Here is an 18,133-nt window from a genome sequence, read left to right on the forward strand (position 1 = left end):
AGGGGAATGCTGTCATATTGTATATTAAAAATAATGCTACCCTACTGACAATTGACACAAAAAATAATGGATAAGCAATAAATGCCTATCCATCATACTCAACTAAAGCTTCTTTCAATTAATACTAGAGTCTTTTGACATCTATTTTCCAAGTAATAAATTAACATAAATAATCTTTGCAATATAATACAACTTCATGATTATAAAGTAAATCTAATTAATAAAATACCAGCTACAAATGTAGCTGGTATTGGTAAATTATTATTAAGATTCAATCAAGTATTAATATTTTTTACTATAATTATTAAAACTTTGATAATTCATTAAATGCTTCATGCATAATTTCTGCATTTTTATTATCTTCAGCCTCCAATAGAACATTCCAATCCATATTCCTCTACTACTTTTTTAAAGTTATTCATAGTATCCTCATCTGGCGTTTTAATTTCCTGTCCCATTATATAATCTAATCCTAGGTTCTCATACTTATTAGCCCCAAGCTTATGATATGGTAATAAATCTAAGTGCTGTACTATCCCTAAACTTTTTGCAAACTTAGCAATATCAGATATACTGTTTTTATCACAATTAAATTGTGGAATAACAGGTACTCTTATAATAAGCTCTGTGCCAAAAGCAGCAATTTTTTTAGCATTTCTTATTATTATTTCATTACTTACATGAACATGTTTTTTATGTTTTTCATCATCTAAATGTTTTATATCTAAAAGCACTAAATCAACCAAAGGAATTATCTTATCTATGGTCTCTTCACTAGCATAGCCTGTAGTTTCTATTGCAGTATGCCATCCCATTGACTTGCAAGCTTTTAAAAGTTCAATTGCAAATTCTGGTTGCATAAGCATTTCTCCTCCAGATAATGTAACTCCACCTCCAGAACGTCTGAACTGAATAGTTTCTTTCTTTAGTTCAGTCATTACCTTCTCTACAGTAGTTTCTTCCCCAGATTTCACAATACCTCCTGGATAACAATTTTCAGCGCAAAGTCCACAACTTGTGCATTTTTCTCTATCTATTCTTCCAGGTCTTAGCATATCAATTGCGCCTGCTGGACAATTTTTTTCACATTTTTTACACTCAATACAATTTTTTTCATTAAACATAATTTGAACTAATGGATCCTGTGATTCTGGATTACTACACCAATCACATTTTAAAGGACAACCTTTAAAAAACACTATTGTCCTAATCCCAGGTCCATCATGAATAGAAAAGCGTTGCATATTAAAAATTTTGCCTTTTTGCTTATAATTAATTCTTCTTATCGGCATCTGCTTTTCCTCCTTTTAGAAAGTTTGTTCAGTTCTCTTTATAATATCATCTTGAATTGCTTTATCTAATGTTATAAATTGCGCACTATAACCGGCAACACGTACTACTAAATCTCTATATTTGCTTGGATTCTTTTGTGCTTCAACAAGAGTTTCCTTATCTATTATATTGAATTGTACATGCATACCCTTTTGATCGAAAAAGCTTCTAACAAGTGACGCTAAATTATTTAATCCAGTACTTCCTTGAATTGAACCTGGATGGAATTTTTGATTTAATAAAGTACCATTAGATGCAATAAAATGATCTAATTTAGCTACTGAATTTATAGCAGCAGTTGGTCCATTACTATCTGCTCCTCTAACTGGAGATACACCATCTGCTAATGCTTCATGTGCTTTTCTACCATCTGGAGTTGCTCCTATAAGATCACCAAATAGGATGTTAATTGCTGCTGGATATAATCCCGCATGGAAATTACCGCCTCTTGGATTTTTATGTTTTGCAACTTCTTTGCAGTAAATATATGCTCCTTGACTTGCTAATTCATCAACTTCATCAATATCATTACCAAACTTAGGTGCTCTATGAATTAACATTTGTCTTAAGTCCTCAAAATCTATCTTTGAAGTTGAATCTTCTTGACCAAAGTTAGTATCTAAAGCTTCTTTTAAATCTTTTAAAGTTATCATTTTAGTATCAAATACAAGCTTTTTAATAGCTGCAAAAGAGTCTCCTACATTCGCAACACCAACACCTTGTGGTCCTGTAAAGTTATAATGTGCTCCGCCTTCTTGAAGTGATTTACCATCTGTTATACAGTCATCAACCATACAAGATAGGAAAGGTAATGGAGCTCTTTCTGCATGAGCAATATCAATAGAATTGTCTGCCACTGATAATTGATAAACAAAGTATTCCATTTGTTTCGTATAAGCTTCAATAATTTCTTCAATAGACTTGAACTGTGTAAATTCCCCAGTCTTAGGTCCAATTTGTTTTCCATTACTCATACCATTATTTATAGTGACTTCTAATAGTCTTGCTAGATTAAAGAAACCTGAATCATGCCATCCCTCTGTTTTACCTGGTTTTTGCGGTTCAACGCAACCAATAATTCCATATTCTCTAGCATCTTCAATTGTTAATCCATTACTAACTAATGCAGTAATTACAACTTCATCATTATAAAATGCTGGCATACCGAGGCCTAATCTGCTTAACTCACAACATCTTAATAAGAATTCATCTGGAGTTTTGTTCCATATTCTTACTGAGAATGAAGGTGCTGCTAATCTTACATGAGCTGTAGCATCTATACACATGTATGATAAATCATTTGTAGAATCTTTGCCTTCTCTAGTTTGTCCACCTACACATAGGTTTTGAAACAGTGGATATCCACCAAATGCTCTTGTTGATACTTCATCACGAACTTTGTTAATATCATTTAATTTAACCCATACACAATCAATAAGTTCTTGAATTGCATCTATGTCAAAATTTCCTGAATTTAATTCTATTTCATAATATGGATACATATATTGATCAAATCTTGTTGGAGAAATAGAATGTCCATTTGATTCTATATTTATAACTGCATGTACAAACCAGAATGATTGGCAAGCTTCATAAAAATTAGTTGCTCCATTTTCAGGTACTGTTTCACAGTTTTTAGCTATTTGTAATAATTCTTTAGCGCGCACGTCATTAGATTCTTTTGAAGCCATTTCTCTAGCAAGCTTTGCATATCTATGTGCATAATTTATTATGGCTTTGCAAGAACATATGATAGATTCCCAAAATAGTTTTTGCTTAATATATTCAGGATTTTCTTTATCAGCAGATGCAATTGCACATTCAACTTCTTCAATAATTCCTTTATATCCTTTAGCTAAAACCTTAGCGTAATCTACAGATACATGTCCTACTCCATTAAGATAATAGTTTGCAACTGTAAATACATTTTCATTAATTGCATCAATAGTTTCTGGATACATATATGAAGTAGCAAGTTCATTAGTAGTTTTGCCTTCCCAATAATTGAAGACTTCTGTAAGTTGTCCTTTTGCCTTTTCGGTAATTTGGAATGAATCACCTTTTCTCTTTCCTATGGTTTCAAATTCATCTTTAATCCATTTATTTGAGAATTCAGGAAAAATTTGAGCTGATCTTGCTTCCTGAGTAAGACTTCCAACTACTAGCTCTTCATCTCTTATAATAATAGGAATTTCATTTAATATCTTTTCAAGTGCTCTAGCCCTACGAACTACTGCAGGTTGTCCTTCTGTCTCTTTAAATGATTCTGTTATTAATAACGCTCTATCAACTTCAATACATGGAACTGCTAAAAGTATTTGTTCCTTTAATGCTACTATCCTCTTTGTTGGTTTACTAAATCCATCTTGTAGAATATACATATTAAAACTTCCTCTCTTAATATAATTTTTTTATTTAACTACTGTTTACAATTTATTAAAACATCTTCTAAAACGTAAGAATTTGTTAAATTTATAACTATCAAAGACATATATAATTTATAATATGTCCTCGATGATTGCATCAAGGACATATTATAATTGTTTTAATTTATATTAAATTATCTTCTTCGAAAATATCGTTAAAGAGAATTTATAATGCTGATTTAAATAATTCAACAATATCTTTCTTGTTTCCTTTTCTTGGGTTACTGAATGCATTACCATCTTTTAATGCCCATTCAGCCATATATTCGAGGTCTTCTTCTTTAACTCCTTGTGATCTTAAGTTAGTTGGAATTCCAACATCATTTGCAAGTCTAAACATAGCATCGATAGATTTCTGAGCTGCATCTAGTACTGAAAGTCCTTGTATGTTTTCACCCATGAATTCTGCTATATCAGCAAATTTCTGTGGATTTGAAATAACGTTCCATTTTTCAACGAATGGAAGTAATATAGCGTTAGCTACTCCATGAGGCATATCATAAAGTCCACCTAATTGGTGAGCCATTGCATGTACATAACCTAAGTTAGCATTATTGAATGCCATACCAGCAAGCAGTGAAGCATAACACATATTTTCTCTAGCTACTAAGTTTTCGCCTAGTGCATAAGCTTGTCGTAAGTTGTTTGATATTAATTTAATAGCTTGGATAGCAGCAGCATCTGTAACAGGATTAGCATCCTTTGAAACGTATGCTTCTATAGCATGAGTCAAAGCATCCATACCAGTTGCAGCTGTAAGTCCTGCAGGTTTTCCAACCATTGTTAGTGGATCATTGATTGAAACTGATGGTAAGTTTCTCCAACTAACTATAACAAATTTAATATTAGTTTTAGTATTTGTAATAACGCAGTGACGAGTAACTTCACTAGCTGTTCCAGCTGTTGTATTAACAGCAATGATTGGAGGAAGTGGATTTGCAAGAGTTTCTATACCTGCATAGTCAACTAATTCTCCTGGATGAGTTGCCAATATACCGATACCCTTACCGCAGTCATGTGAGCTTCCGCCACCAACTGTAATAATCATGTCACATTTTTCATCTTTAAATATTTTTACGCCTGCAATTGCGTTTCTATCCTTAGGATTTGGTTCAACATCATCATAGAATACAAAGCTAATTCCTGCTTCCTTTAATGAAAGTTCAACTTGTGCTACTGCACCGCCCGGAAGACTACGAAGAAACTTATCAGTCACTATTAACGCTTTTTTTCCACCTAAAATCTTAGCTCTTTCGCCTACTACTTTTACAGCTCCTGCTCCCATAAAGTTAACCGCTGGTGCTAAATAATCATACATTCTCATATATTATTCCTCCTTAGTTTTTTTAAACATTGTAATTTGTTGAATTGTAACCTGAACTCTATTTTAAGGTGATATTAACATTTTCTTCACTGTTAACACAACCCTTGTTAATTTACTAACTATCTAAAGTATAAGCTTGTATAATTAAATTTTCATTGAAAAATATTGCATTCTTGTAGAAAAACATTGCTCACTTTATGTAAATTCCCACAGTAATTTGTCGCATTTAGTGTTTTACACGAAAAAAATAGCACTAGTTTTAGCCTAGTGCTATTTTTCTACATTATATTCATTTCTATAAACCGCCGGGGTTACCCCTTCAATCTTTTTAAATACTTTTATAAAATAACCACAATCCTCAAACCCTAAATCCAATGCTAAATTGCTTACTGGGACATCAGACGCCTCAAGCAACTCTTTAGCTTTTTTAATTCTCACTTTATTTATATAACTCGAGAAATTATCTCCAATACTTTTTTTAAAAAGCTTACTAAAATAACTAGGACTAATGTTACACAAGGATGCCATACCATTAAGGGTAATTGCGTACCTATAATTCTTTTGTATATAATCTAATGCTGGTTTTAAAATAATATCGCATTTGTTCTCACATTTTATATTATTTTTATCTTCACTAAAATCTAAGTTAACATTATTCTTTAAATTTTCTTCCACTGTTTTCACTTTATTAGCCTTTTTAAATTGTAAATTTGTCGTCTTAAATGAACCCACAGTTAAAATTTTATCATTATGTTTATTTGAAGTTATTTTTAATAAGGCTTCTTCTACAATATAGTTACTAATATGAAAAATCATGTTAGCGACAGATTTAACCCTGTCCAAAGTCATCATAGGTAACTTTTCATATAAAACTTTAAGTTCGCCTTCTTTTTCTAATTCCATATTAAAATATTTATTGTTAACTATTTGTTCTAAATCTTCCTTTTCTTCATCTTTAATAATAACTTGTCCTGCCATTACCGCACCAAAGTATTGCCCATCTATTACAATAGGAATTGCAAGGTCTATTACACCTACATGACATATATATAGATATGGTTGTTGTAATCTAGCAGCCTCGAGTCCTCCTCTAGCGTCACATTTCTCACAAAGGTGACCCACGTCTAGATGCAATCTTACAAATTTACAAAATTCACTACACTTACTATGTGTAGTAATCCTTTTACCTTTATAATCAACCGTCACCATAGCAATGCCGGTTACCTCCGCTATATTATCCTGGATTTTTTGAAAATTATCTACATTAATAATATTATCTAGATGCAAGAAACCATTCCGCAAAATACTTCCTCCATTCATTTATAAAGGTATTATAATTAAATCATCTCTAAATTTCACATTATACGTTTTGGATCTTAGAAAAAGTCGAAATAGAAATATTTTGTGCTTTTTTTACGACTATTTTTCTATATAAGTATATTACCATCAAAAACAAAAAAATAGAAGCTAATTTTTATTAATTACTTATATCAGTGTGTATTTCTACTATAACATCACCACACTATTCACCGTTCTTAACGCAGTTTTTTTATATTAGTTATTTTAATGAAAATTCCTCCCCAAATTTCATAAATAAAAAACCCATAAAGAACATAACTAAAAGTATGCCCTTATTGGGTTTCATTTACTCTAAAATAATATAATCCATTATATAAACTTATATATATCACATGATAGAAAGTACCTGGTATTAGAACTTACATTTAAAGAAAATTGTGATACACCATTTTTTTTATGTTAGTTTAATTTTAATATGACCTTTAGCCTTTTTTCCTATAATTTCAATCTTTACATTTTTACTATCATCATTTGAAATTGTTATAGTTTTATTCATAGTTCCATTTTTTTCAAATAATATTTTTTTATCGTTATAAATCTTAATTTTTAATTCCCCCTTCTCAGCAGTAGAATTAATTTTCATAGCATAAGTAGATTTTTCAGAAGTTATCTCTTTTAAATCTGTTCCATCAAATATTTGAAATTTAATATCATAAATGTTATTTTGAGTATTATCAGTCCAAATTTTTGTGTCGCCATTCCAACTTACTTGACTTATCTTAAAGTTATTCTTTTGATTAATATTTATATACTCATAAGCTCCAATTATGCAAACTAAACAAATTAGTATACATCCAATTATAATTTTTTTCTTTCTTTCCATTGTTAGCAACCTCCTTTTTTTACGTTAATATTTCTTGAAAATATTTAACTATTACGACACAAAATACCTATACAATTATACGATTATTACCTTAAATCGGATAATTTTAAAAAGTTTCTCCATTTTAAAAACATTGAACTATGAAAGTTATGCAAAATTATTTAATAGTAATGATAAGTTATGTTACTTTTCTCAATGGCAACAATAAAAATTTCCATCTATATTATTACAATTTCAAAATAATGATTTATATATTCTTTAATATCACTGAATCCAAGTCTAAACACTTTATTAATATTATTTTCATAACATATATTCTTTATTATTTCACAACCATAATAATATCCTATTCTATAAAAAGTAATTTTTTTAGATTTAATACAAAATAATTTATCATATATATTCTTATCAAATTTTTTATCAGCAATTAATCCTTTAAGATTTATCCCTATAGCTGTTTTCATTTTTTTACAATTATAGACCCATTCATTAACTTCATCGTTTTCTAAAAATCCAAACCAATATCCTAAATTTTCTGATATTCCAAATATAAACATACTTATATATGTAGCCACACCTTCTACAATTAACGTTTTTAAATATTTATCCTCTGTTGAATTATAGTTTTTTAAATAGAACTCTTTATTTAAATCATAATGTACTGCATGAATTATTTCATGAGATAGAAAAACATCTAAATCATAATTTTTATTAGAACGTGAAATAATTGCTTTTATATCAACAAAAACATAAGATGAATTATTTAAAATAATACTATGACCATCTATTTTACCATCTCCAATAAAAATAATTAAACCAATATCATTTTTGATTTCAATTTTGGATAAGATACTAGCTTTATTTTCAAATATACTAATTAGGGTGTTAGATAATGTAATTACATTATTTATATCTAACTCATGCTGTATAGAATTAATAATATTTTTGTCAAATGGTTTATTCCCACAAAATACTTTAAAATACTCTTCAAAAAAGGGTTCTTGATTAAATATTTCATTTATTTTATCAGATTTCATTTGCTTAATTGCAAAATTCATTATTTTGTTTTCCATATAAATTCTCCTATTAATTAAAGGAATCCCAAAATTAATAGATTCCTTTAAAAATTGCCATATTATCAAGACTAGAGTTCCATGCCCATACGTGTTATATCATTTTACTAATTTTAAGAGATTTCGCTCTTCTAATTCACCTTTTATAATATTAGAAATAGCATTATTATTTCCTATACTATTAATATATTTAATAAACTTTCTATTTGCATTAGATAGGGTGATATTGAATATTTTTAAAAAATTCACTTTAAAATCTTCTTCTTTTAGTGAGCAATAGAATAGCTTGAATTTGTCGATACCAAAAAGTGAAATAAGATACTCTACAAATGCCCCCGCAATAGGATAAGTTATTAAATCACTATACTTATAAAAATTCTCATCAATTACTAAATCTTCTATCTTTGCATACAAATCGTTATCAAGAACAAAATCTCCCTACGGTCGAGTATTAAAGTGATGCTCCACAAATAGTGTGGCATCACCTCTTAATTATCATATCTGAACCACATTCTATACACAAAACAATAGGACTACCACTTTTCTTGTCATATTCTTCAGGCGTATAACATTCAAACGCAACAAAGTCAGGCACTTCTTCTTCAAACCCACATTTTTTACATTTAAAAAGTATCATTTTATCACGTTCTTGTGGTCGAAATGGTATGCTATCCTCATTCACTTTACCTTTAAAAATTCTTTTAATACGTTCCCATATCATATATATACCCATACTTTCTATGCCATATTTGCCACAATTCCATTAGCTGGCCGCATTTTAAACACTTTCTCGGATCTTTGGAAAAATTAATAATCATTAATTCTCTATAAGTCATTTTTCTTGTTTCCTTTTTCCAATTTATTTTTAGTGTGAACTGAATTGCCTTAAGACCACTTTTTATGTATTGCAAAAGACCAAAACACTTCCGAACTTTTACACTTATACTGCCTGAATATACTCCGTATAGTCTAACCATCTTGAAATATTTAGGGGTAATATGCATTAATAATCTACCTACGAATACTTGCGCTGTAACTGTTTCTTCTACTCTCTCATTGGTTTCATGACTCTTATACCAAAACGTTACATTTTTCTCATCATAACTAAGTATTCTATATTCTGCTATCGCAGGCCTTGCTAAGTATCTGCCTATATATCTTGCTGCACCTCTTGCACTTTTCATTCTTGATTTTGCATTTATATAGAATCCATCAGGATAATCTTTAAACATTTTTAAGTATTCTGCGTTCTTCTCTGGCTTTTTACTTATCATATAATTTATTAATTTAAACTGCCAAACTTTTCTGAAATATTTGTAGTCAAGGTATTCCATCTCCTTAACTTCATTGCCTTTTGTTTTTATTTCTGGAACCAATGCATGGACATGTGGATTAAAACCTACATTCCTTCCAAATGTATGCACTACTCCTATCATTCCACTTTGCCAAAGTACTCCTCCTTTTTTACCCCTTTTCTTTTTCTGATACTCTTCTCTATTTTTATAGTTTACACCATTCGCAAACTCGTTTATAGCCTCATATACCATGTCTTGTAAATCTTTTAAGCACTCCCTATTCCAGTAAAAATAATTCCTATATTCAGCTGGTATTGTGAATACACAATGTCTATGCGGTACATCTAAAATCTTGTTTACTTGTTTTTCTACCCATTCACTTATGTACTTTTTCCCACATTTACTGCAAAATCTACTTTTGCATGTAAACCCTATTTTAAATACTTCTAAACATTTTAAGCATATATACGCAACAAAACCTAATGAAATATCTCCACATCCTATCATTTTCATTACTTCGATATTCATATGTTCTCTCATCTTTTCAGGATACTTTTCTTTATTCAATTTCCAAAACTCTGGATAATTATCTTCAAATATTTGTTTTATAGTAATCTTATTTATTTTCATGATTTAATCATCTCATATTTATCTGATTTTTTCTATCTATTTTTTAGCTAGAATGTTATCCACAGCGGTTTCCGCAAGCTGTTTCCTATATAATAAAAAATTTTACCCAACTGTAATTAGGTATACCCAAGGAAACTTTGTCAAAACACATTGCCAGTCCTTCTCTTATAAATGTTTGAGGAGGCATTGATATATTATATGAAATTATATGTGCATCTTCATGAAATCCTACACACTTAACTTTCTTATTATATACAGCATATATTTCATTTGGTTCACGGGAAAATCCATTGCATGGTTCATTGTCTCCATACAATTTGCCAACTTCTATAGAAGACTCACATAAATAGTATTTAATTTTAGTTCCCATTTTAATAGTTAAACAGTTACAAATAAAATCATAACAAGTTTCCTGTATGTCAATTATTTCTTCTATGTCCTTTTCTGCAATAGAACCAACATGATAATTAAATATATAATTATCACTTTCTATTTTAATCCATTCCATAATTTATCCCCCTCATGCAACACAATTTTACCTTAACTATAATTTCTACAGATGTATCTACACTCCTCGTATAATGTAGTTGTAAGCATTGATAATAAATCAGTCATAATAACTACGAATGTTATCACTAATCTCTTATCTAATATTCGCAACTCATAATTTTACTTTGTTTAATCTTGTCTCAATTCTGATTACTGATTACTGTCAATTACCAATATTGGATACTAGGAACCAGTTAGTCCACAATGATATAATATCTCCTGAATAGAGAAGATAGATGTTTCACTCCTGAGCGGTAAGTAATTACCAATACTCGTAAAAAAGCGTATCATTCCATCAGTGAGTTTTCTGTGTTTTAGCTGGTTGGGTTTCCAATTTTGGAACTACCCGTGTCACAAACGAGGTTACAGCCTCATTGATAGAAGTGGAATCTTTATTCTATCTCACTTTTACAAAAGGAGATGTTATATATGTCAAAATACTTAAATAGTCTTGTAGTAGGCATTGATGTTGCTTCTGAATTCTCTTTTGCAGCATTCCTTGCGCCTGACGGCAGTAAATATCGGAAGCCTTTTAAAATCTTCCATACTGCTGAGGGTTTTAAATACTTTATTGAGCAAATAAAAAAAGCAGAAGAAGAGTTTTCCACAAAGCCTGTGTTCTTTATGGAGTCCACAGGCGTGTATCATCTAACTCTTTTCCACTTTCTAAAGGATAACAATTTCGAAACCTTTGTTATCAATCCTCTTGTTACTAATTGTAACAAAAATAAAGACATTAGGAAAGTGAAAAATGATAGAAATGATGCATTATCTATCGCAAGTTTAGGAAAATTTGAAGATATCAAGGTATCATCCGACTCTGACATCAACATTCTCACTTTAAAGCTATTAGTACGCGATTACTATAAGCTTATTGATACTAGGTCAGTATTTAAAAAGAAACTTAGTAGTTCTTTGTGCATAACTTTTAATGGATATCAAAATGTATTTTCTAATACCTGTGGATTAGTTTCAATTAACATATTGAAAAAGTATCCTAATCCACAGGCAGTTATTTCAGCTCCAAAGCAAGATATTATAGATATTTTGATTAATTCCAGAAAGGGTATTAAGTGGGCTGAAAAAAAATACACTAAGCTCATAGAATCGGCTGAGAATGCTCAATTTGTTAGTTTAACATCACCATGGTTATCAGTTTCTATTACCACTTCTATATCTATCTACGAGGCCATTGATGGTGAAATAGCTACGCTTTTAGCAAAGATTGAAGGGTTCATAAACAGTGATCAAATGTCTCCTGCTTTTCGTAAAAATATATTATTACTAATGTCGATACCAGGTATTGGATATAATACAGCAATAACAATATTAGCCGAAATTGGTGCCATTGATAGATTTATCACGCCTAAGCAGCTTGTTGCTTTCTTCGGAGTTGATCCTGCTGTTAATGAATCAGGTAAGTTTAAGGGCGATAGAGTTAAAATATCCAAACGTGGTACAAGGTTTGGTAGACGAGCTCTATATGCTGTTGCCTTAGCTTCTATTAGGATGAAGCGTAATGGAGAAGCTACTAATCATATTTTACTTAAATATTACAAAGAAAACTTAAAGGGCAAGAAGGCAAAAGTAGCTTTAGTAGCAGTTATGCACAAGCTTATCAAATATCTATTTGCGGTTTTAAGAAATCAACAAGAGTACCAAATTAGAGACCCTAAATTACACCAAAAGATGTTTTTAGAAAATAAAACTGTTCTAGCTGCCTAATTAACTATACCACCTCCCTTTTTTTACCATCATTCGTGTTTCGAAATGGTCTTTTTGTTGAGCCTAAAATTAAACTAAATAAATTTCAAATTAATAGTTGACTTTAACTAGCTGGTCTTCTAAATTCTGATTTTTTTCTAATAGATATACTTCCTTATTTCACCCATAAAGGTTTAAAGGAAATGTCCATTTTAAGAAAGAAGTATCTTAGTTAATTAAGATACTTCTTGTGGTATTAAAATCTATTTTATTAATTTTTCTTCGTGTTGGTTGAATAATACAGATTTTTCTGATGGTCTAAATTGTCCTAAGTTTTCGTCTATTCCTTGCAATAAGTATTTTTCATTATCTTTACCTATTGTTTCAGATGCAATTTTACTTATTTCTCCTGTTTTGCCGCCCTTGACTCTATTTAACACTAATCCTAATTTAGTAGTTTTAAAGTCTTTCAACATATAAACGTCTCCGTCACTGTCTCCAGAAACCATTATAGGTTCATACCCATATTTAGATACTAAGAACTTTTCAATAGTTTTAGTTTTTCCGACACTTTGAGTTTGGTCATATCCTTTTCTAAATTCATTTTTAATTATTCCATTATCGTCTCTTTCTAACTCCATAGCTAGTACATTTTGTTCAGGAATATTGTACCCATAATTAGGATTTGAAGCAAATTCTTTTACTAAGTCTACAAATGACGCTGAACAGATATATACATCAATGCCATTTGACATTAAAGTTTTGTATAAATCTTGCTGTTCTTGAAATGATCTCAGACCATGTGTGACTGTAACTGAAACTACTCCTGCCTTACCAGGTGCAGAGCTTAAACTTTGTATCGTCTCTTTTGATACTGTGTCAGCTAAATTAAAGTCCAATGATTTTCGAGCTAAAATTCTTGCTTCCTTTTCATTCATTCCAGTAAACAAATAAGTAACCCAAGGATAACTTATATCTGAACTAAAACTCTCACCAATAGCTTCATACAGGTATCTTGTTTTTGCTACAAAGTTTTGATATTCAGGAGTTGCCTTTATTTCATCTAAAGATTTTTCACCTGCAAGACCTTTGTAATTTTTATAAAGATATTCATAATCAGAATTTATGTCCTGTGCAATTAAATCAATATTTACAGGTTTTCCATCTTTATTGTTACATTCCTTAGCGAAATTATCTTTAGGTATGTTTGTGCGGATTACCTGAGCAAATTTCTCAGGGGTCATTTTGAATTCTAAATTTCTTAATTGATACATCAACAATGTCTCTTCTGCGTCATTAAACGCAGTAGTATTGTCCCAATCAGAAACTAAGTATGGCCTCTTATCCTTGTTATAGCCTGGACTATTAATTCCATTCTCAACAATTAATTTATTTATCTTATTATAGTTATTTTCAGACCAATTGTTTTTTTGTAATTGTTTAATCGAGCCTTGCTGTAAAGTGCTAACATTAGTACCTTTAGGAACTTCAGCACCACACCCAGCGAAAGTACCTATAGTCAAGCATACGAGCGTAGCGATTGTCAATACCTTTTGTTTGTTCATCATTACACTTCCTTTATTTAGTAATTTATTATGTTTTATGTACTATATACCAAAAAATGGTCCATACATTATATGCCTATAATAACATCATCATTAAGTATCGTCAACAATAATTTTAAAATCAAATCACTCATGCTCGGTGCAGTCACTAGCCCAGATTACCAATGTTCTTTTTCACTCCAGGTTATGAACCTCGTGTAATTATAAGAAAGAAGTATCTTAGTTAATTAAGATACTTCTTATCGTATTAAAAGCCTATCCATCATACTCAACCATTGCCTCTTTTAAATTTCTTACTCCTCAATAAATAAAGCCAATTCTTTGTTAAATCTATCTTTCTCATCATAGAATAATGCGTGGCCACTGAATTCAAATGGTACAAGTTTAGAATTTTTAATGCCTTGTCTTTGTGCCTGCCCTAATGGGAAGAGACAGACTTTGTCATGAATACCATGAAGAATTAAAGTTGGAACACTTATTTTAGAAAGATCAAAAAATAAACGTTCCTCGCCGAGCCAACTGGTTGAAGTTGCCGCAGTGGCCCAACCTGCTGCTTGTAGCCCCAATTGAAAAATCCAATCTGAAAATGCCTGGGTTATATGCTGAAAGAAAAACATGTCTCCAAATCCCCTCAACATTTTAGGTCGATCATTATATGTTTCCTTAATCATATCTTTGACAACTTCCTCTTTCAATCCGTAAGGAAAATATGGACGCTGGATAAGGCTTGGTGCTGCTGCTGCAAAAAGAGCTAGTTTGGATACCCCGTACTCATTGTGCCTGGACATGTATCTAATAGCAATTGCTCCTCCTGTTGAATGTCCCGCTAGTGTAAAATCCTTTAATTTAAGTGCATCTACTACCCCTCGAACATCGTCTGATAATCTATCATAGTCATAGCCCTCGAACGGCTTATCGGATTCACCGAATCCCCTCTGATCTATACCGATACACCTGTAGCCCATCTTTGGAAGTTCATTAAACTGATATTCAAACAACTTATGACTTCCGGGCCAACCGTGAAGAAACACTATTGTCTTTTCACCCTTAGGGTTAATATCCTCTACATAGATTTTTACATTTTCTTCTACTCTAATATAATATCCCACTAAATACCTCCAATAATAATCTTACATTGATATATTATTCCATTAGATATAATTATGTTAATTAATTATTTGGGGTTTATTATCTCAATGCTTTTAGATGATAAATTTCACTGGCGCATTCCTAATGTTATCCCGTATATTCATAAAAAAGAAAGATGCATAACATTATTTGCTACACCTCTTTCTTCTCTATAACTAATATTTTTATTTATAACCACATTTTACAAGTATCTTTGTGCCATTCTCAGAATTTTTCTCATTTATCATTAATACAGGTCCAGTACAACCCATTCCACTTTCGCAGTATATGCCTTTCGTCCTGAGGGCAGCACATGCATCATCGAGTTCTAAAATGTCTATACCTGGTATAGCAAAAGTAACTACTTCCTTTGAAGGCATCGTAACTTTTTCTTCTGATGCTTTTCCACTTTTACTTAGTATCCCATCAATTAACTTTTTAATTCCAGCTTTTTCTGCATCTTTATATTCATTTCCCGCTACTATCATAAGGTTATTTTGTGCACACTCAAAGCAATATTTAAGTGCTTCACAAATAAGAGGTGCACCAGATGCCCTTGATATTATGTTAATAATCTTATCATAGTTTTCTCCAACTCCTGGACCATATCCATAACCTGAAGTTTCATAATCTCCACCAGTTGTATAAGATGAAAGCATTTTAATAAGAAGGTTTCCAGTAAGTGAATCGCAAATTAGTACATCTGGAGTTCCTGCAAGTACATCATTCCCTCTCATCATTGGTCCACCATCTGCTCTTAATGAATCGGCGAATTCAAAATTATAACCAGACTTTTTTAATTCACCTAAACTTCTTTCAACTTCCCTTGCTCCATCTATATTTAAAATTCCTACTTTAGGATTTTTTATTCCTGTAGCTTTTGCAACTGCAATTCCACCTATAACATTTTTAAGCATGGCTTCTACTCTATTAGTTGAAGTCGCCCCTGTAGTTGTAGCTATTATCATGTCGCGTCCTTTTGCTGGAGTAACAGCCATTCCCACTGTAGAAACTCCTATTGGAAAATTAAAATGTTGTGTAACACAACCCTGGATTTTCCCTTCCTCCAAAAGTTTTAACATTTTATTGTGCCCGTCCTCTGCAGAAGCTACTTCAACTACTTCAAATTCACAGTCAACCTTTTCACCTATCAGTACAATATCAAAGCTGCCATACTTTTTTGATGCTAGTGTGCATGCTTTTACCATTTCAGAAATACCATGCTCCGAGCCATATGTTGTTAGGCCTATTTTAATTCTCTTTTTAAAGCTTCCACTTTTAATCCCATCTGCTATTTCATTAAAAGCCTCGGCTATGGCCTTTTTTGTTTTTATGTTTCCCATAAAATCACTCTCCCTACAATCATCAATTATTCGTTCATTAGCATTTCCGCAAATTTTTTCATGCTGCCGGCTATCATAAGCTTTAGTTCTTCATTTGAAACTTCAGCTCCATCATCTTGCTTTCCGGAATTCTTTTGCACAAGTACTGAAACTCCATCAAATAAATTAGTCATTCTTCCAAGGAACAAGCTTCCTTTGCCAATTAACATAAAATTATTCATTCTCCCTTCCAATATTGCACTAATTCCATGTCCAACTATTGGTACTGCTGATGGAATATGTCCTTGTGTTGGAGCAAATCCGGGATAGCCATGCTTTTTCACAAAGCTTGGAAGTTCTTTTCTGTCTAATTGTCCGTTTTTAACAGCAAGAGCACCGATCATTTTATAGTTTTGAGTTGGTACATCTCCGGCTCCAGCAGGCTCCGTTATATCGGGAGTTTGAAGCTCTGGAGCGTATTTATCAACATCAGTTATTTTCATTGAAGCATTAGTTAACGGTTTTAATACTAAAGCTTCAAGTACAGCTTGAGGTGCTGAGCCATCTCCAATTGTATGTTTTCCAATGATATCTGTTCTTATTTCAGGGCTTATGCCATCATTTTCTGTTATAAGTAGTGCGAATCCTCCAAGGCAATCCTCAAGAATTGGAAGTCCTTTTTTTACATGGTCTCGTCCATTCATTCCAAGCTTTGAAGTACATCCGCCTGCAAAAACTATAACATTTTTGAATATTCGTGATTTTACTAGAGCAGACGCATTTATTATTGCATGAACAGGTGCAGCGCAAAAACCTCTCATGTCAATACCAGTTGCTCCTTTAATACCAGCAATTTCGCCACATGCTTTGGCAAGATTGCCTCCCCCTCTTTGATTCATATCTCCTACTGCTTCTTCAGAGCATTCAATTAAGTAATCAACTTCGCTTACATCAATTCCGGTAATCTTAACTAACTGCATTAATGCAAGAACACCTGAAGCCTTAACAGCAAGGTTTTCAAGCATAACATGTGCTGAAAGATTTATATCTACATCATGGGCTTTTTTTACACACCCAATTAGATCATCACAAAGATACAACCCCTCTGCATCTTGAGTATCGACTAATTCTTTTATGTTGACTATATCCTCGCCAATGCCAAGTGCTTCAACTTTTACATTAAGCAATTCATGATTCGCAAATTTTTCTCTAACCCTTTGCGTAAAACCTTTTTCTAAGACTACTAAATCGAATACATCTGAAACCTTAAGCAATCCGTAAAATTCATCCTGAGGCATTATTTCTCCGAATTTTCCTGTTTTTTGAGCACCTTCAATTTTTGAATTGTTCCAAGGTCTTTTAATTTCTAAAAGCTGCTCTGGAATTATGTTACCTATATAAGTTTGATTAGGAGGATATGCTACTACATCCTCAAAAGTTCTTAAATGATTTTTTGCCTCTTTTAAGAATTCTGAATCCGGATTGTTTTTTCTCTCAACTGCAGCTGTTGTTCCGCAATGCATTACCATATCTGGAGTGTTAATAAGAATATAAGATGCTTTTTTAACTACTGGAAAGCTCATTATTTCATTCCTCCTTTATT

Annotated in this window: 15 protein-coding genes; 1 reads left to right on the plus strand and 14 read right to left on the minus strand. The window is 31.5% G+C overall.

The annotated features are described in order from the left end of the window. Positions 1 to 362: 362 nt before the first annotated feature. The 10 genes from ACWJKP_RS14760 to ACWJKP_RS14805 all read right to left on the minus strand — a co-directional run bounded on the left by ACWJKP_RS14760 (position 363) and on the right by ACWJKP_RS14805 (position 10,770). Complete coding sequence (locus ACWJKP_RS14760; protein WP_165414187.1) at positions 363 to 1,292, minus strand: glycyl-radical enzyme activating protein; 930 nt, start codon at positions 1,290 to 1,292, stop codon at positions 363 to 365. A 15-nt stretch (positions 1,293 to 1,307) separates the two neighbouring features. Next, positions 1,308 to 3,713 (minus strand): glycyl radical protein, encoded by a 2,406-nt coding sequence (locus ACWJKP_RS14765; RefSeq protein WP_165414188.1) that lies wholly within the window; start codon positions 3,711 to 3,713, stop codon positions 1,308 to 1,310. Positions 3,714 to 3,924: 211 nt separating this feature from the next. After that, on the minus strand, positions 3,925 to 5,082 hold the full coding sequence (locus ACWJKP_RS14770; RefSeq protein ID WP_165414189.1) for an iron-containing alcohol dehydrogenase: 1,158 nt from the start codon (positions 5,080 to 5,082) through the stop codon (positions 3,925 to 3,927). Positions 5,083 to 5,352: 270 nt separating this feature from the next. Then, positions 5,353 to 6,384 carry a PocR ligand-binding domain-containing protein gene (locus ACWJKP_RS14775; protein ID WP_165414190.1) on the minus strand — a complete coding sequence of 344 codons (1,032 nt, stop codon included), beginning with the start codon at positions 6,382 to 6,384 and terminating at the stop codon, positions 5,353 to 5,355. Between the two features lie 451 nt (positions 6,385 to 6,835). After that, positions 6,836 to 7,264 carry a hypothetical protein gene (locus ACWJKP_RS14780; RefSeq protein ID WP_165414191.1) on the minus strand — a complete coding sequence of 143 codons (429 nt, stop codon included), beginning with the start codon at positions 7,262 to 7,264 and terminating at the stop codon, positions 6,836 to 6,838. Positions 7,265 to 7,482: 218 nt separating this feature from the next. Next, complete coding sequence (locus ACWJKP_RS14785) at positions 7,483 to 8,337, minus strand: hypothetical protein (protein ID WP_165414192.1); 855 nt, start codon at positions 8,335 to 8,337, stop codon at positions 7,483 to 7,485. A 99-nt stretch (positions 8,338 to 8,436) separates the two neighbouring features. After that, positions 8,437 to 8,751 carry a hypothetical protein gene (locus ACWJKP_RS14790; RefSeq protein ID WP_165414193.1) on the minus strand — a complete coding sequence of 105 codons (315 nt, stop codon included), beginning with the start codon at positions 8,749 to 8,751 and terminating at the stop codon, positions 8,437 to 8,439. Positions 8,752 to 8,818: 67 nt separating this feature from the next. Further along, positions 8,819 to 9,058 carry a hypothetical protein gene (locus tag ACWJKP_RS14795; protein ID WP_165415064.1) on the minus strand — a complete coding sequence of 80 codons (240 nt, stop codon included), beginning with the start codon at positions 9,056 to 9,058 and terminating at the stop codon, positions 8,819 to 8,821. Continuing rightward, a complete protein-coding gene (locus ACWJKP_RS14800) occupies positions 9,039 to 10,262 on the minus strand; it encodes an IS91 family transposase (RefSeq protein ID WP_165415065.1) in 1,224 nt (407 codons plus the stop codon). The genes ACWJKP_RS14795 and ACWJKP_RS14800 overlap by 20 nt, the downstream gene beginning before the upstream one ends. Positions 10,263 to 10,347: 85 nt before the next feature. Next, the gene (locus ACWJKP_RS14805; protein ID WP_165415080.1) at positions 10,348 to 10,770 is read right to left on the minus strand and encodes a hypothetical protein; all 423 of its coding nucleotides are present in this window, start codon (positions 10,768 to 10,770) and stop codon (positions 10,348 to 10,350) included. 470 nt (positions 10,771 to 11,240) lie between these two features. On the opposite strand from ACWJKP_RS14805, the gene ACWJKP_RS14810 reads away from it, so the two are divergent. Beyond that, positions 11,241 to 12,536, plus strand: coding sequence for an IS110 family RNA-guided transposase (locus ACWJKP_RS14810; RefSeq protein WP_165415057.1), 1,296 nt, complete (start codon positions 11,241 to 11,243; stop codon positions 12,534 to 12,536). Positions 12,537 to 12,778: 242 nt separating this feature from the next. On the opposite strand, the gene ACWJKP_RS14815 is transcribed toward ACWJKP_RS14810, so the two are convergent. The 4 genes from ACWJKP_RS14815 to grdC all read right to left on the minus strand — a co-directional run bounded on the left by ACWJKP_RS14815 (position 12,779) and on the right by grdC (position 18,113). After that, positions 12,779 to 14,083, minus strand: a complete 1,305-nt coding sequence (locus ACWJKP_RS14815; protein WP_462961291.1) for an HAD family hydrolase — start codon at positions 14,081 to 14,083, stop codon at positions 12,779 to 12,781. 290 nt (positions 14,084 to 14,373) lie between these two features. After that, a complete protein-coding gene (locus ACWJKP_RS14820) occupies positions 14,374 to 15,189 on the minus strand; it encodes an alpha/beta fold hydrolase (RefSeq protein WP_165413479.1) in 816 nt (271 codons plus the stop codon). 204 nt (positions 15,190 to 15,393) lie between these two features. Beyond that, positions 15,394 to 16,551, minus strand: a complete 1,158-nt coding sequence (gene grdD, locus ACWJKP_RS14825; protein ID WP_462961292.1) for a glycine/sarcosine/betaine reductase complex component C subunit alpha — start codon at positions 16,549 to 16,551, stop codon at positions 15,394 to 15,396. A 26-nt stretch (positions 16,552 to 16,577) separates the two neighbouring features. After that, positions 16,578 to 18,113, minus strand: a complete 1,536-nt coding sequence (gene grdC, locus ACWJKP_RS14830) for a glycine/sarcosine/betaine reductase complex component C subunit beta (protein WP_165413477.1) — start codon at positions 18,111 to 18,113, stop codon at positions 16,578 to 16,580. Positions 18,114 to 18,133: the final 20 nt, after the last annotated feature.

This window comes from Clostridium sp. CM037 (assembly GCF_055081095.1).

Excerpts from the sequence above, each read along its gene's own strand:
- ACWJKP_RS14760 (WP_165414187.1), bottom strand. The coding sequence starts at position 1,292 with ATGCCGATAAGAAGAATTAATTATAAGCAAAAAGGCAAAATTTTTAAT.
- ACWJKP_RS14765 (WP_165414188.1), bottom strand. The coding sequence starts at position 3,713 with ATGTATATTCTACAAGATGGATTTAGTAAACCAACAAAGAGGATAGTA.
- ACWJKP_RS14770 (WP_165414189.1), bottom strand. The coding sequence starts at position 5,082 with ATGAGAATGTATGATTATTTAGCACCAGCGGTTAACTTTATGGGAGCA.
- ACWJKP_RS14780 (WP_165414191.1), bottom strand. The coding sequence starts at position 7,264 with ATGGAAAGAAAGAAAAAAATTATAATTGGATGTATACTAATTTGTTTA.
- ACWJKP_RS14785 (WP_165414192.1), bottom strand. The coding sequence starts at position 8,337 with ATGGAAAACAAAATAATGAATTTTGCAATTAAGCAAATGAAATCTGAT.
- ACWJKP_RS14795 (WP_165415064.1), bottom strand. The coding sequence starts at position 9,058 with ATGATATGGGAACGTATTAAAAGAATTTTTAAAGGTAAAGTGAATGAG.
- ACWJKP_RS14800 (WP_165415065.1), bottom strand. The coding sequence starts at position 10,262 with ATGAAAATAAATAAGATTACTATAAAACAAATATTTGAAGATAATTAT.
- ACWJKP_RS14805 (WP_165415080.1), bottom strand. The coding sequence starts at position 10,770 with ATGGAATGGATTAAAATAGAAAGTGATAATTATATATTTAATTATCAT.
- ACWJKP_RS14810 (WP_165415057.1), top strand. The coding sequence starts at position 11,241 with ATGTCAAAATACTTAAATAGTCTTGTAGTAGGCATTGATGTTGCTTCT.
- ACWJKP_RS14815 (WP_462961291.1), bottom strand. The coding sequence starts at position 14,083 with ATGATGAACAAACAAAAGGTATTGACAATCGCTACGCTCGTATGCTTG.
- grdD (WP_462961292.1), bottom strand. The coding sequence starts at position 16,551 with ATGGGAAACATAAAAACAAAAAAGGCCATAGCCGAGGCTTTTAATGAA.
- grdC (WP_165413477.1), bottom strand. The coding sequence starts at position 18,113 with ATGAGCTTTCCAGTAGTTAAAAAAGCATCTTATATTCTTATTAACACT.